The sequence below is a fragment of the Pseudomonas putida genome (assembly GCF_001976065.1).
GTDB lineage: Bacteria > Pseudomonadota > Gammaproteobacteria > Pseudomonadales > Pseudomonadaceae > Aquipseudomonas > Aquipseudomonas serbica.
On sequence record NZ_MNAH01000013.1, the window covers coordinates 180,326 to 195,173 of the forward strand.

Here is a 14,848-nt window from a genome sequence, read left to right on the forward strand (position 1 = left end):
CGTTCCTCAATTAATGGCTCAGCGTTCGACAAACGACTCCGCATACTTCGCGATGCAGTTCCACGCCAACCTTTGAATCACCCTCGTTTCGTTGATAGATCAAACGTCCGTATATGACCGCTTTCTGCTTGTGGAGACCGGCTGAAAACGGCGTAAAGTGACCAGTCGCCCGGCGCGTGTGGGATCACTGAGTGTGCAAAAGGAGCAGTTAGGCTGTCCGCCGATTGCTTAAGTATTTTCGAGTTCGTGATGGCACAATTCGAGAGTCGGGTGAACCGTCCAATGTAGACGGCTGGCGAATAAATCAGGATAGGGAGATCTCAACTTTGCGCATCAACTATCTCAGCCCCAAGGGTGTCCTGGAGGTCGAGCATGCCGCCTTGCGCGAGCTCGAAGCGAAGTTACCCCGCGAATGGGGTGCGTACGCAGCATTTCGGTTGGTAACGCGAGGCTCCAAGCAGCCGCTGGATATTGATCTGCTGCTGCTGACAACCAATCGAATCCTCGTGGTCGAGTTGAAGAACTGGTCCGGCGACATCTCGTATTCGTCCGGTCAGTGGCTCCATCGCGGCGATCCCATGCCCTCACCGGTCGATACCACAGACAATAAAGCCCGCGCCTTAAGGCAGTTCATTCAGGCGAAGAATTCCTCCCTGAAGCTGCCCTTCATTGAGTCGCTGGTGGTGCTGTGCCACCCCAAGTGCCGGTTAATCAACTTCCCGGACGAGCAGCGCCGCTTCGTTGCAATGCTCCCGGACTTCGTGCATGCGGCCTCCGACGCGACACGCTACAACAAACGCTTCCCCGACATCCCGCCGACGTGGAGCTATCGGTCCGCGGACCCCTTGCCGCAGCGGCAGCAGTACAACGCCATCTTTTCCACTTCCAACCCGGCGGTGCTCAAACGTCGCACCGTGCTGCATGGCTTTGAGCAGATCGATGACCAGGCTGACTACATCCATCCCCGAAAAATCTGGTCGGAGTTTTTGGCTGAGCACCAAGAGAGCCGAAGCTCAAAAGCGTTGCTGCGAAAGTGGAATTTCGAAGAGCTCGCCGGCGGCGGCACGTCTACCATCGAGCGACAGACCATCGGCCTTCGCGAGCTGCGCTTGAACGAGACGCTGCGCGTCCAAGCACCCGAGCTGCATGAAGACCTGCTAGAACCGATCGGGTCCGCGACGGCAGACGACATCACCACCAACTTCGTCGAGGCGTACCGTCTTCCCACTGGCATTGCGCGTCTCTCCGAGCACCTAGACCGCAACAGCAACAACGAGCAAGACCGACGCTTGTTGGCAAAAAGTATCCTGGCACGCTTCTCGAAACTACACGCATTGGGAATTGCTCATCGCGACATTACCAAACGCACGCTGTGGGTGCTCGAACCGGCCCGTGTGATCCTATCGACGTTCGCTGCCGCACGCGTCCCGCAAGCCCAGACCGTGGGCGTTCATCGCCTCGAGCTAGAGACCGGATCCATCGAACTGCCGGAGGATGATGGCGTCGCTGCGCAGGCTCGTTCTGCTGATCCCTTCGCTCGCGACATGTTCCTGCTGGGGGTACTGGTCTATGAGATGCTGGAGGGCCACGAACTAGAGCGTCTCGACAATGTGCCGGTCTACGACGACACAGTCACTCTCGGCGTACCAGCGCTGGCACCTTGGTACGCCAAAGCTATGGACCTGGATCCTAAAACGCGATACCGCAACGCTTCCGAGGCACTCGACGCGTTGAATGCCTGTTTGGCCGTCGATGCTGGGCCGGACGTCTGCGCCGAAGACTTCGAGGGCTACGAGACCGATGCCAGCCCGATTACCCTCACGCCTAAGCAAATGATCTCGTCTACGCCTTCCAAGATGGTTTATGAGTCAGAGCAGAACGGTGACCGAGTACTGGTCAAGTGCTGGCCACAGCTCAAGTACGACCCAAAGTATCTAGCGCGCAATCTAAGGTTGCTTGCGTTCCTCCAGCAAGCTAGGTCCATGCGTCAGTCAGGGTTCGACGCCGCCCCAGAAGTTTTGGATTTTGGCTTGAGCATGTTTGGCCTGATGCTCGTTACGCGATGGACTGAGGGTCAGACGCTCACCGATTGGCTGGCAAGTAACCCGGAGGGGCGTCATCGCGCGCTCGTCGCGCACGCTGTGCTCAACGCTGTGCAGCGCCTCCACATCTTGGGACTGTCCCACGGCGACGTAAAAGCGGACAACATCATCGTTTCGCAGACGGCAGAGGCGCAGCTGCCACAGATCGTGTTGGTGGACATTCCAGACCTAAGCGCCGATGGTGATGAAGGAGTAACGCTTGGTACGGTGCCGCCGGCTCTGGAGAGCGCATCCCCGCTTTACCGTGACGCGTTTGCCGTGTGTACGCTTGTACTGACACTGTTGCCTGAGGATTTCGCGGGCACGCGAAACGACGTGAATCGAGCCATCGAACTGGTGGATACACTGCCGCCGCTAGATCTGCTGGCCGAGACACTGCAGGACGAACTTCACCCGAAACAGCGCTCAATCTCGACTTTCCAGGCAGTCTTAAGGCCTCGCGGCCGCAGTGATACTTCGTCGTTGGACCTGGTCTCCAACAATGGCGAGTACTCGGTGCGCGCGACCCGGCATACCGAGACTGGACACGTTCGATTCAACGTCGTAGGGATGCGGCAAGAACTTTACATCAAGTACGACCCGGAAGAGGACGCTGTACTTGACTGCGCAGTTAAGGAAATCGACCACATCGAGTTCGTCAATGCCCACCGGCGCAAGATGTTCTCGCTAAATGGTGAGATTCATGTCTCCTTTGCGGAAGAGGTTAACGTCGCATTGCTGGCCGATTGGTTGTACCAGCTCTACTGCGCGAACGTTCCGGATGATCTGGAAGGTAACGAAGCAGTTGCTCTCGGTGCCGACCCTTACGCCCGTCAGTCCGAGCGTGCACCCTATCAAAGGGTATCGGCAACAGCACTCTGGACCGCACTATCCGACACCGATGAAATGAACGTCACTAAGATCACGGTGCGGAATGGGGCGAAGCAATTCTCGCCGGATAGCGACGAGTGGTTCATCCCCTTCGACTGCGAGGGGGGCGTGCTCGATTTCTCTGAGGGCGAAGAAATCGAACTACTGGAGCGCGGCGTGGACGCTACTGACGGCAGCGAGCGCTGGTTTACTGTTGGCTGGGTCTCACCCGACCTCGGACGCGACGTGATGCGAGTGCGTGCCAAAAACATGCGGTTCTCGCCGAAAACGGGAGACGTCATGCACGTGCGCGGTACCTTCGAAAAGGTGGCGTCTGAACGGCGGGTCGCGGCGATGAAGCGGGTACTTGCGGGCGGTGGCCTCATACCTTCGCTTGTTGACTACTTCGATCCAGACACTGAGCGAATGCCGAAGCGCAATGTCGCGGTTGATCTGGGTGACCTCAGCAACTACGACCTTAACTCCTCCCAGGAAGAGGCCTTACGGATCGCTCTGTCTTATGGCCCGGTTTCACTGTTGCAGGGACCGCCAGGAACAGGGAAGACCAAGTTCATCGCGTCGTTTGTACACCTTCTGCTGTCGCGAGGGCTGGCTCATAACATCTTGCTGGTCAGCCAATCGCATGAGGCCGTGAACAATGTCATGGACAAGGTGGCTGGTTCGCTGCGTGCGTCGAGTATGGATGTGCCCATGGTGCGCGTCGGTCTGCAATCGATGGTTTCGCCCGGACTCCGTAATGTCCAAGAGGATTCGTTACGTCAGCGCTACCGCGAGAGCTTTGACGCGGAAAGCATGGATCGTGTCCGAGCGGTGGGCGTGGCCATGGGGCTTCCGGAAGGCTACGTGCGTTCCGCGACGAAGCTTCACATCACACTGGGCCCGTTGCTCCAAAGTATTGACCGCCTCATATGCACCATAGACGAGGCCGATGGTAAGGACCCCTCGGCTAAGGAGCATCTGCGGCGGCTCAGGCAAGTGTTCGTCGAGGTCGCGGAGCGCCAGTTCGGCATCCACGCATCGACCAGCGACGACGCAGCCAATTTACGCGATCTGCTGGGCCAGAAACTTGAGTCCTTGGCTCACCAGCACGGTTCGCCGAGCCCGGCTAAGTGCGCTCGCCTGGAACAGATTGCTCTCCTATCTACGGAATTCTCCCAGGTGCTACGTAGCCCGCGCTCTAACTACACCGCGTTTCTCGCTCGCAGCTCCAGCATTGTGGCGGGCACCTGCGTAGGCGTTGGAAAGCAGGCGCTGGGTATTACGGAAGTTCCTTACGACTGGGTAATCGTCGACGAGGCCGCGCGGGCATCGCCAATGGAGCTCGTCGTCGCGATGCAGGCGGGAAAGCGCGTGCTACTGGTGGGCGATCACCTACAATTGCCGCCTTCGTACCCCCGCGCTGTTGAGGACCAAGCGTCGGCCCTACTGGGAATGCCGCGCAAAGACTTCCGGCGGATGAACAATTTCCAACGTGCGTTCTCATCGAATTACGGCCAGTCGGTGGGAAGAACATTGCGTGTGCAGTACCGTATGGCGGAGCACATCAACCGACTCGTGTCGCATTGCTTCTACGGAGATGCACTTGAGGTTGGACGTGCTCCTCCGGGAGCAGAGTACGAGAAGCTGCCAGCATTCCTCGCCTCGCAGGTAGTGTGGGTCGACACCCAAGATCAGGGACGCGAGGCCTTCCACCGCTCGGCTGGCACCCATGAAGGTGCGCTCATGAACGAGCAGGAAGCCTTGGCCGTCGTGGAAGTGATTCGGGCAATCCTTACGTCTGCTAGGTTCCTGGAACAGGTTCAGAAGAAGGACGGTGACCATGAGCCCATCATCGGGGTCATCGCCATGTACTCCGCTCAGCGGGACCTAATCCGAAATAAGCTCGAGCAGGCTGAATGGGCGTCCGGGCTTCGTCACTGCTTCTCAGTCGGTACAGTGGACAGCTACCAAGGCAAGGAAAACCGCATCATCATACTCTCGGTGGTGCGCAACGACACCAGCGAGAACATTGGCTTTTTGAGCGATCCGGAGCGCATCAACGTGGCCATGTCTCGATCGAAGGACCGACTGGTGATCGTCAGCTCCTCCTCGATGTGGCGGACTCGGGCGGCCACGCCGATGAAAAGCGTGCTCGATGAAGTCGAACGCCTCGCAGAGAGACACCTGGCCCTGTTTGTGCCATCCAAGGAACTGAAGCGGAGCCTGTCCAATGCGTGAGCGTTTCAATACCATCGCAGTTGCGATTCCTGCGCAGCTTTTCAACGTACGCTGTCATGTCTCCGTCGACCGTCAGGTGCCAGTCATGACGGACTTCGCGGTGCGCTTACTGCACCTGAGCGGTCCCTTGGAGGTCGGCGCACTACGGGAGTACTTCGGCCTCTCCGCGGGCGAGGTACGGAATCTGCTTGAACTCTTACGAGAAGAAGGCCTCGTCGGCGAGATCAACGGCCGCATCTCGTTGACCTCCTATGCCGAGTCGCGCTTCGCGGGGTCATCAGACGGAATGCCGCGTTTCACAAGAATCGCCGAGCGGCAAAGCCGCCCCGTCTTTGAGCTATTGAGTTACACGCCACTGCCCAAGGCGCTATCGAGCAGCTACTGGGACAACGCTTTGGAACTGAAGTGGAACACCGATGATCCCGCTGTAGGCAAAACCATTGATAGGGCGGAGGCAGCGTTTCACAAACACTTCCACGACATCGAACGCTTCGAACAGGAAGATGAAAACCGGCGGGCTTACGCTTGCTACAAAGTGGACGAGATTCGCGCCGGGCGCCCATTCAGTGTGCCACTTCCTGTCCACTTCGAAGTCGATGTCGAGGGCAACGTCGCGTTTGAAATCGACACCCAGCTTGAACTTCTTCCTGAGTCTCTGCGCTCGCAGGTGCGGACCCTGACATCCGACCGGATCGCCGCCCTCTCAACCCGGACCAACCACCTGCGTGCCTTCATCGAGCTCTTCGACGATGAGCTGCTCACGCGGTATCTGCTGACACCGCCGATTAGTGGGGAGAGGAGCGTATTGATTAAGCCCAATGGGCAAATGGGCCTGCGCAAAGACCAAGTAATCGACTTCGGGCGGTATGTACACGATGTGCATGGACAGGTGAACGGCGAAGTGTACGACGCCGGCAAGAGCCAGGCGCTTCTTGGCGCTCCCTATATGCCAAAATGCCGGTCGCGCCTTTTGAATGGGCTGAGTAAGGCGCTCGCGGCATTCAAGAGGACGACGAACACCGAGCGGCCAGCGGCCATCTTCTGGGTGATCCCGGACTCCGAACTATGGGGGCGCACTAGCCTGGTTCGTGACCTCATCGACGATATCCAGGCCGAGCTCAAGGAGGGCTTGGGTACAACGCTGGAGGTCGTCGCCATAGCGCCCTGTCGCCAAGACGAGAACAGGGATGGGCTCGTCAAGCGTGCACGCCATCTGCTCGATGCGGGTTTCAGCCGTGTGTTCCTAGGACCATACCAGCCCAAGCAGGAATGCTTCGAAATTTTATTGATCCCAGGGTTCTTCGGCGCGGCAACATACCAATGGGTGGTGCCGAGTGCCGACCGGTACAATGTGCCCTTGGGGTTTGTGACTCAGTCTGAAGCGAAGCTGCGAAAGATGGTGGAATTTACTCGGGCTGCCTTGGCGTCGTCGCTCTACGGCTCAGGTCGGGGAAGCGGTAGCACACCTGAAGGGCGCAAGCTCTGGTTCAACGACGCCGACGTAAGTGATTTCTCTTTCCTCGATCGCTATGTCACTTCCCCACGATCCCTTGCTGACTGACCTGCTAGTGAAGCTGCAACCGTTTGAGCATGTTGTCCGTTGAATGCGTTATGACCGCTACCGATTGCCGTTAGGCGCCAGTAGCTCACATTTGCTCCTAATGAGCGTGATCAGCTTTTGTAAGGTGTGTGCCCAGGGGTTCTTGTATGGAGCCCTTGCCTCACCCAACTGGTCTGCGAATCAGTTGATGCGCCAACACCGGCTATTGACCGATGCAGGCCGAATGCAAATGGGTGGCTTAGTCAGCGCAATTACCCACCGAACTGTAGATCGAGAATTACGAGCCCCACTCTCCGCTTCAAGGCTCTCAAGAACTAAGCTCGACTTGCTCAAGGAGCAATCAGGCCCATTGTTAAGTTTTTCGGTCGATGCTTTAAGAGCTAGGAGTGTTTGGCATGAGCATCGGCATTGTGCAATCGGGCTTCTGGCTATGCTTGAGCACAAGCTTTAAAACTCTGATTTAATTGCATCAGTCGTTGCGCAGAGTCAACTTAAACCACTTTTTCTATGGGCTCGGTCGACGTGTGATTCAGTGCGAGTCGATTCGACTCGATGAACCTACTGCCTCGGTTACGCGCCTGTAGGCAGTAAGACCAAACGCCAGGAGCTCAAGGATGACCGTACCTACTCGTGCCGACATAGTTGCAGGGAATGAGCATGGCACGTTGCTTGACTCAATATTTCAGAACCCTTGGGGCTGTCGCTACGATGAATATGAGGGGCTTGCAGAGACTCTAGCGGCTTGTCACAACAGCGGAGAAGTAGATCTACTCAAATTATTGCGACCGCATTGCCTGGACTCATTTCAGAATCATGTGCGCGATTACGGGTTGCAAATTTACGGAAGACTCCTCGGTAAACTGAACACGCCAGCTGAACCATTCCTGCATGCGCTTGGCGTGCTCTTCAAGGCTGACGGCGCTGAATCCTATACAGCAACAGATGCATTAGCTACCTGGTGCGCAGCCTCACAATCAAGGCCGCTAGAACTACTCAATCTCATAGATGGCCAATTCCCTGGTGCCGCGAGCTATCACTGCCTTGCCATATCAATCCAATACGGACTCAAGGTGGATACGGCCCATTTTTCAGGCCGTGCCTATGAGTTCTTGAGCTCTGGTGAAAATTCGCAAAGAGTTGACGTAGTAAGAGCGTTTCTAGCTGCGCCGCTCGTTGAGGAGGCGGAATGGCGCAAGCTGTTAGGTGTCTTCCAAACTGCTTTGGCACGCGAGACCTCGGAGGAGATTAGAGGTGCAATTTTAAAAACTGTTCTCTCTTGGTTCCAATCAGCTCCGCCCGCACTCGCCGAGGCCATACACAGCTTAGTCATCCACGCTTCCACCCCGACCACTGCCACCGTCGCACGCGAAATGGCCTACGCCCTGGCTTTCAGCTTCAAAGATTTGGCCTCCACAGTGAGGGAGTCGTTGTTGACTGCTCTGTATCCCATTGACCCAGACGTCGACACGTTGAACCTGGTTGATCTAGGACTCGCCCATTTCATCGAGATTGGTGATGGGGAGCGTGCCCGAAATTATTTAGAGACATTAATATTGCGAGAGGGTCGACAATTCTCTTTCAGCAATTTTGACTCTGTCATCCGAAAACTACATGAAGGCCAGCCTGAGGGGTTGGATGAGTGGGTCGTTGCCTGGCTCAATTCGGGAAGTTACAGACTTTGCCAAGAGCTTGACGAGGGATTGTTCGATGGAAAGGATGAACATCGATTTCAGATCGATTTTGCGCGGTTTCGACTCACCGAATTCGAATACTGTTTTGTTGCACGCAAAGCCATCGCTGCGTTTTTTCTAAAGCCCGTGACCATAGCCACGTTTCTAACCTCGTTAGGTCGTACTGCTACACCCCCGCAGACGGAGGAGCTGCAAGACCTCTTGTTTGACCCGCTGCTTATTAATTATCCGAGCCTGGCCGAAAAATATCTCAGATCAGTAGCCGAAGATGAAGAGGACGTGGCTCGTCCGATGGTGAAATACGCTCTTGCTAGGCTGGAGGACTATCGGCACGGAATAGATCAAATAGGATGCGTTCCAGAACTCCATCCATCCGAGAGGGAGCGCCAGATCGAATGGCAACGTCACTCTGACAGCATGACCGATGCCATGCAGAAGGGATCTAAACAATCCTTTCTTATGGATCTCTTTCCTCAGCGAATTTTGCTATACGGAAATGGGATGGTCAGCTGGGTGGGGGGAGCTCCTGAATCAGCTCGACAAGGTGAAATACCAACAACCCCACCTCGACGAATAGAGATGGAATTAACGGGCTTCAGCCATCAATTTGAGCTGCCACGAGAAGAAGTGCTAGATCGGACAAGCCTTCACATCAAACTCATGAGTTTTAAACTTGAGAAGCTCCCAAAATGAAACTCGTCTTTCGACAGTACCTCGCTTCGCTACGTGAACGCCGCGAGTTGGACGTCGTCCTACCCGACTTACTAAGCGAACTCGGCTACAACGTGATCTCACGACCATCCGTGGGGACACGTCAGTATGGTGTAGACGTTGCGGCAATAGGAATGGCCGATGATGAGGAAAAAATATTTCTGTTCTCCATCAAGCAGGGCGATCTGACACGAGCCGATTGGGATGGATCGCTACAAGCGCTCCGAAGCTCAATAAACGAGATTCTCGACTTCTATATCCCTTCTCGGATACCCCCGCAGCATGAGCACCTGAAGATCGTTATTTGCCTGTGCTTCGGCGGCGATGTTCAAGAGGCCGTGCGAGACAATCTGACACAGTTCACCAGAAAGCATTCAACTGACCGAGTATCCTTCCAAGAATGGAACGGCGATTACCTGGCCGGGCTTCTGAGCGAAGGAGTTCTCAGGCAGCAGCTAGTCGATAAAAGCCTGCGTAACAGTTTTCAAAAATCCGTTGCGATGCTAGATGAACCTGAAATCGCCTTTACGCACTTTTCTCAATTAGTCTCGGGCTTGATTTCCAGCACAAACGAAACGCCTCAGGCGCGGCTGACGACCATTAGGCAAATTTACATCTGTCTTTGGGTGATTTTTGTTTGGGCTCGTGACTCAGGCAATCTGGAAGCGCCTTACAGAGCTAGCGAACTCGCAATCCTCCAAGGATGGCAGCTCATTAATGGCGATGTGGGAAACAGGTTAAAAATCTCGGAAGAAATCAGCATCACTTTTTCTGAGATGGTCGATTTGCATTTCCAGGTTTGGGACGAGCTACTTGGCAAGAAAGTACTGCCCCTCGTGCAGTACAAACATGCAGTCTCAGCAGCTGTAAACTCTGGAGCAGCGGTCGATGTGAACCTCAAACTATTTGAGACGTTGGGAAGATTGTCACTTCGTGGTTTGTGGTTCCTTTGGAGCGAAAGCACCGATGACATCCCCGGTGTTTGCAACGAAGGCGATCTCACTCCTGCGAAAAATCTCGCTGCACAGATTCGGGATCTAATAGAAAACAACCGCAGCCTTTTAAGCCCGATTGCAGACGAGCAGTCCATCGATATCTGTGTCGCACTTATCTTTTTATCAATGATAAAAGAATGGCAGCCTTGGGCTCAAAGTTACGCAGACGAGCTAATAAACAGCTTCCTGTTCACCTTCAGTACCCATGACCGTTATCCCACAATTCACGGGAGCTATCGAGAACTGATCAACCACCCTCGTGACCAGACCGATGAGTATCGAAAAGACCAAACCAAGGGCAGCACCCTAATACCTCTTTTGGCTCTCTGGGCATCATCGCAAGGGACGACAGAAAATACTCAGGCCTTAGCTGAGTTCGCCAAGGAGAAACTCGCGCATTGCAACATGCAGCTTTGGGTTCCTGGTGCTGACAGTGAGGGTGAGGTTTACCTTGGCCATTCTGGTCACGGCATGGCTCTGACAGACATCCCCATAACGGCAAACGGCAATGCAGCCATTGAAGTTCTGGAAGCTGAGAACGCTCAGGACGATCACTTCCATGCTCTGTCTGCAATTAGCCTCGGTCATTGGCCAATTCTTGTCATGGCATGTCGACACCATCGGTTACCAATACCTCCCAATCTGTGGCTGCAATTGTTGAAAGAGGTAAGAATTGCGCATAGCAGTTCGAAGAACGGCTTCTAGCAAGCGAAGATGTGCAGCTACATCAGCGACAGGCAGCTTCTGTTCGGTCACTTGTTTGACCGCTTGGATTTTGAATTCTTCGGGATAACGAGGGTTGCTCATCGCACCTCCTGATTGGCCTCATTTTAAGGCATAGAGGTGTCTACGAAACCCGGGATTATTCAGTAATGCATGCCCGCGCCAGAAGATGACGTTTAGCGATGGAAGCGGCCTTAAACGCTGAGCAGTGCTGGCGCGATACCTGGAAGCCGGTGCGACACCCATCGATAATAACCAGATCGAAAACCAGATTGGGAGATTGGACGCTCGAACTAGCTGCTTGTAAGTCGCAGTGTAAGCGTCCGCCGAAGTCACCTTGCACGACTCAGGTAGCGGCGTAGCCAGGCACCCCACATCCGACATACTGTTGAAGAGTGGCAGGGCTATGTAAGGGCTGGCCGGAAGTAACTCCGGAGGGTGATGCACAGACGCAGCCTGATGATCGTTAATTGCGGAGCATAAAATAATAAATGCGCGTTGAGTTCAACATGAAGACAAAGAAGCTGTTGGCGCAGCGCGCGGGGTATCTGTGTTCGCATTATGACTGCTTACGGCCGACGATCGCTCCAGCGAAAAACCAAAAGGGGGAGGATGGTGCCGTTGGCACCGGTGTAGCAGCTCATATCTATGCTGCGTCTGAGTTGGGGCCACGCCCACCAGTGGGCATGACAGAGGCTCAGATCAAAGCTTTGTCCAACGGGACTTGGATGTGTAAACAGTGCAGTACACAAATTGACGATTTCCGCTGGAACTACCCTCCAGAGCGGGTCTTGGAAATGAAGCGCGTGCGTGAGTTCGCGCAGGTCACGTCAGCCACTCAAAGTGACGCCGCATACCTTGTTGGTTGGATGGGCGTGAAGCGCCTTGATCTTATCATCCGAGCTCATTTACCGGATTTAGACCCAGAGAAAATCAGGCTGGCCATCCTAAAAATGGGAAAGAAATTTGTTGGCGATAATCTAGTGACTGATGGGGCGCTGCTGCTGGCGCCATCAAGCGAATTCACGAAGTCAGCGCTGCTAGAAATGATCAAGGAAGCAGAGCATGAGATATGGCGTGGGCCTTCAATTCCAAATATTGGGATTGAGCATCGCTGGGCGATCGAAATTGCACGTGAGTTCAACAAAGATTTTTATGATGCAGGGAATTACGACGCTTTCCATTGGAGCAATGGCCAGGTTTGCCTTCGTGCACGCTGCCCGAAAACGGGACAGCTTTCAGATGCGACCTATCATGCCCAAGCGGACATTCGTTGTAAGCACAATCCGTTTCTTCGTGAGGGAGACGAGATTTTTCTGCACGTAGCTTCTCGCTGCGGCGCCGAATGGAAGTTCGGATTGATCACCAAACCGGGGGACGCTCATGTCAGCAGCCAGCTGACATTGGAGAGGTTCACGCTGCCGACGATTACGGACGGTCTTAACCAGTCTCGGCAGGAATTTGAAGGCTACGCTGGCTGGATTGATGCACTGGTGGAAGGGTTCACGCCAGTGGGCCAAATTGGCTTGCGGCCGACTGACTACCCGAGGGAAAACAATCTGCACTCAGGCATTTTTCATATTGAAATGAGAGCTCAACCTCACAGATTGCAAGCTGCTGCTGAACTCTGTGCGAGGGTAAGATTTGCCTATGATTTGGCCGACAAATTCGACACTTCTGTAGCTTTGAACACGCATCTATTTGAATCCGGCCTTACCCTTGATTCGCTGCGCGAGGCTACAAAGGATCTGATGGTTGAAAATCCAGGAAGAGATTTTATAAGTGATCCGTTGTTCGCTTTCCCAGACGGGGTTTGGGGCTTATATCTGCGCAAAACTAGGGCTGGTCTAGCGGTGGTTAAGCAGCGACTCTAAACCGCGAATTAGCAATCGTGTTCTCAGCCTCTCCTGCCGAGCAGGATGCCCACAGCAAAGAAAACACGCATCTTCCCGGCACTCAAACTCACCTAAATCGATGCGCCTATCAGGGTAGCCAACGCTACTGATAATCAGGGGGTAGACGACGTCAGCGCATAAAGTACTGGGGGCGGAATGCTTCTTTGTAGAAGCGAATCTTGGCAGCGATGCCTTGCACCATGATTCCATTATTCTAGGTTGACAGCTAGTCAGGTTTCAAACGTAGAGGTGATGTTCGTATGCTCTCGCCACTTCAGATATTTTGACTGCCTATGATTACTTGGCAACTTGCAGCACTCGCCAGAGCAAAGGGTTGTAAGATAAAGAAAATTATTCATTCAACGGAGGCGCTGTCTGCACTTTTTAGCGTTCATGGAGTAGGGTGCTTTCTTGAAAAATATAAGCGATTGAGGCTTCGGATTTAATGAACGATGAATTGATGGTTTCGGCGATTTGCTGGGAAATGGACGCCGCAGTGTCCGCCAGTTTTGCGCATGCGGCGCCTAAGACGGATGGTCTCCTGTTTTTTTGCCCTGACTGCCTTGTTGATGTTGCAGCATCAATCTCCAAAAAACAGAATTTCTTTTTCAAAGCTCCTACACTGCACAAGCCAGGTTGCGACAATGAGAAGCGTCAAAGCAAGTCTACCCTAGCTGGTGATCCTGCTAAGCAGCCCTCGGCGAATCCTGAAACTATCATTCCAAGTCACCTAGGCGAGTTACCTAAACGCCGTAAGCAAAAGAAACCGTCGATGTCAGAGCGTCAGGCATTGGCAGAAAGCATTCAGCCATGCGTTATTCTTCATCCAGGAACCCTACGAGAAGTTGTGGATGCTTGGTTCACGATGACTATGAGCGAACGTAAAGAATACCTCCTGACTGTGAGCGGTACTCAAATGACCTATTACGATGCGTTTGCTTTCTTGAATTCGGGTGGAGACATCTCGTCACTAGGATGCGCAGAAACTGTAGTCGTCGGTTCTGCTTCGGTGAATGAGCATGGCGATTTTTACGTGACAACTCGAAGTAAGTTTAAAAACGGAGAGCAGATGCTGCCAATCAAAGCGAGAGTTCTCTCAAGTAATCCTGATTTCAACCTACTTAAGGATGGTAGAAAAGACGTTCATATTTTCTTGCACGGGGCTACCCCGATCCTCAACAGTTGGGGAAAATATTTTCATCCACCTGCTGCAACGCTTTACACCGGTTTCGTAATCAAGCCCAAGAAGGCTGATTGAATGAAGGCGTGGCAGCCTTCTTGATGAGTTAGCGGTGGCACGAATGGTAGAGCCTGCAAGCAGGTGGTTTTGATCAGGATACCCGAGCATGATGTGCCGTCCATGATACTCGGGCCCTGCATAAGTGGCGTCCAGACTTCAGTGCTAGCGTCATAGGGTCTGCTATGTAGGCCTTCGGCCTAGACCTGCCATGTAGTGGTCTAATGAAACCGGACACCCATTTAGGCGAGAATGCTCGCCAGATAGAGGTGTCTGATGACCAAACAACGTCGTTCCTTTTCCGCTGAATTCAAACGCGAGGCCGCAGGCCTCGTGCTCGATCAAGGCTATAGTCATATCGAAGCCAGCCGCTCGCTTGGGGTGGTCGAGTCCGCGTTGCGTCGCTGGGTTAACCAACTCCAGCAGGAGCGCAACGGCTTGACTCCGCAGAGCAAGGCGCTGACGCCAGAGCAACAGAAAATCCAGGAATTGGAAGCTCGAATCGCTCGCCTTGAGCGGGAGAAATCCATTTTAAAAAAGGCTACCGCGCTCTTGATGTCGGAAGAGCACGAGCGCACGCGCTGATTGATCAACTGAGCCCCCAAGAGCCGGTTGATTGGCTTTGCGCAGTCTTTGATGTCACTCGTTCGTGTTACTACGCCCACCGCCTCAGGCGCCGAACTCCGGACGTTGGATCGGCGTCGGTTGCGCAGTCGGGTCAACGAACTGTTTACGCAAAGTCGAAGTGCCGCCGGTAGCCGCAGCATCGTGTCGATGATGCAGGAAGACGGTGAGCAAATCGGGCGGTTCAAGGTGCGTGGCCTGATGCGGGAGCTGGAGTTGGTT

The 14,848-nt window shown here is 54.2% G+C and carries 6 protein-coding genes and 2 pseudogenes; 7 read left to right on the forward strand and 1 reads right to left on the reverse strand.

The window, feature by feature from the left end; all coding sequences use genetic code 11:
• Window positions 1-326 precede the first annotated feature (326 nt).
• The 4 genes from BKX96_RS30515 (at window position 327) to BKX96_RS30530 (ending at window position 10,852) form a co-directional block, all read left to right on the forward strand.
• Window positions 327-5,189, forward strand: coding sequence for an AAA domain-containing protein (locus BKX96_RS30515; protein WP_077186292.1), 4,863 nt, complete (start codon window positions 327-329; stop codon window positions 5,187-5,189).
• Entirely contained in the window at window positions 5,182-6,750 is a 1,569-nt protein-coding gene (locus BKX96_RS30520) for a hypothetical protein (RefSeq protein WP_077186293.1), read from the forward strand. The genes BKX96_RS30515 and BKX96_RS30520 overlap by 8 nt, the downstream gene beginning before the upstream one ends.
• 614 nt (window positions 6,751-7,364) lie before the next feature.
• On the forward strand, window positions 7,365-9,134 hold the full coding sequence (locus tag BKX96_RS30525) for a hypothetical protein (protein ID WP_077186294.1): 1,770 nt from the start codon (window positions 7,365-7,367) through the stop codon (window positions 9,132-9,134).
• Window positions 9,131-10,852, forward strand: coding sequence for a chemotaxis protein (locus BKX96_RS30530; RefSeq protein ID WP_077186295.1), 1,722 nt, complete (start codon window positions 9,131-9,133; stop codon window positions 10,850-10,852). The genes BKX96_RS30525 and BKX96_RS30530 overlap by 4 nt, the downstream gene beginning before the upstream one ends.
• Before the next feature lie 6 nt (window positions 10,853-10,858).
• Here the strand turns inward: BKX96_RS30530 and BKX96_RS30535 are convergent.
• Window positions 10,859-10,954 (reverse strand): annotated as a pseudogene (locus BKX96_RS30535) (transposase); the annotation flags it as partial.
• A 407-nt stretch (window positions 10,955-11,361) separates the two neighbouring features.
• Between BKX96_RS30535 and BKX96_RS30540 the strand changes: the two are divergent.
• The 3 genes and pseudogenes from BKX96_RS30540 to BKX96_RS31955 all read left to right on the forward strand — a co-directional run.
• Complete coding sequence (locus tag BKX96_RS30540) at window positions 11,362-12,744, forward strand: hypothetical protein (protein ID WP_077186296.1); 1,383 nt, start codon at window positions 11,362-11,364, stop codon at window positions 12,742-12,744.
• 466 nt (window positions 12,745-13,210) lie between these two features.
• The gene (locus BKX96_RS30545) at window positions 13,211-14,023 is read left to right on the forward strand and encodes a hypothetical protein (protein ID WP_077186297.1); all 813 of its coding nucleotides are present in this window, start codon (window positions 13,211-13,213) and stop codon (window positions 14,021-14,023) included.
• A gap of 255 nt (window positions 14,024-14,278) precedes the next feature.
• A pseudogene (locus BKX96_RS31955) lies at window positions 14,279-14,848 on the forward strand (transposase); the annotation flags it as partial.

Bases quoted from the DNA above. Each gene is read 5' to 3' on its own strand.
- BKX96_RS30520 (WP_077186293.1), top strand. From the start codon at position 5,182: ATGCGTGAGCGTTTCAATACCATCGCAGTTGCGATTCCTGCGCAGCTT.
- BKX96_RS30525 (WP_077186294.1), top strand. From the start codon at position 7,365: ATGACCGTACCTACTCGTGCCGACATAGTTGCAGGGAATGAGCATGGC.
- BKX96_RS30530 (WP_077186295.1), top strand. From the start codon at position 9,131: ATGAAACTCGTCTTTCGACAGTACCTCGCTTCGCTACGTGAACGCCGC.
- BKX96_RS30540 (WP_077186296.1), top strand. From the start codon at position 11,362: ATGCGCGTTGAGTTCAACATGAAGACAAAGAAGCTGTTGGCGCAGCGC.
- BKX96_RS30545 (WP_077186297.1), top strand. From the start codon at position 13,211: ATGAACGATGAATTGATGGTTTCGGCGATTTGCTGGGAAATGGACGCC.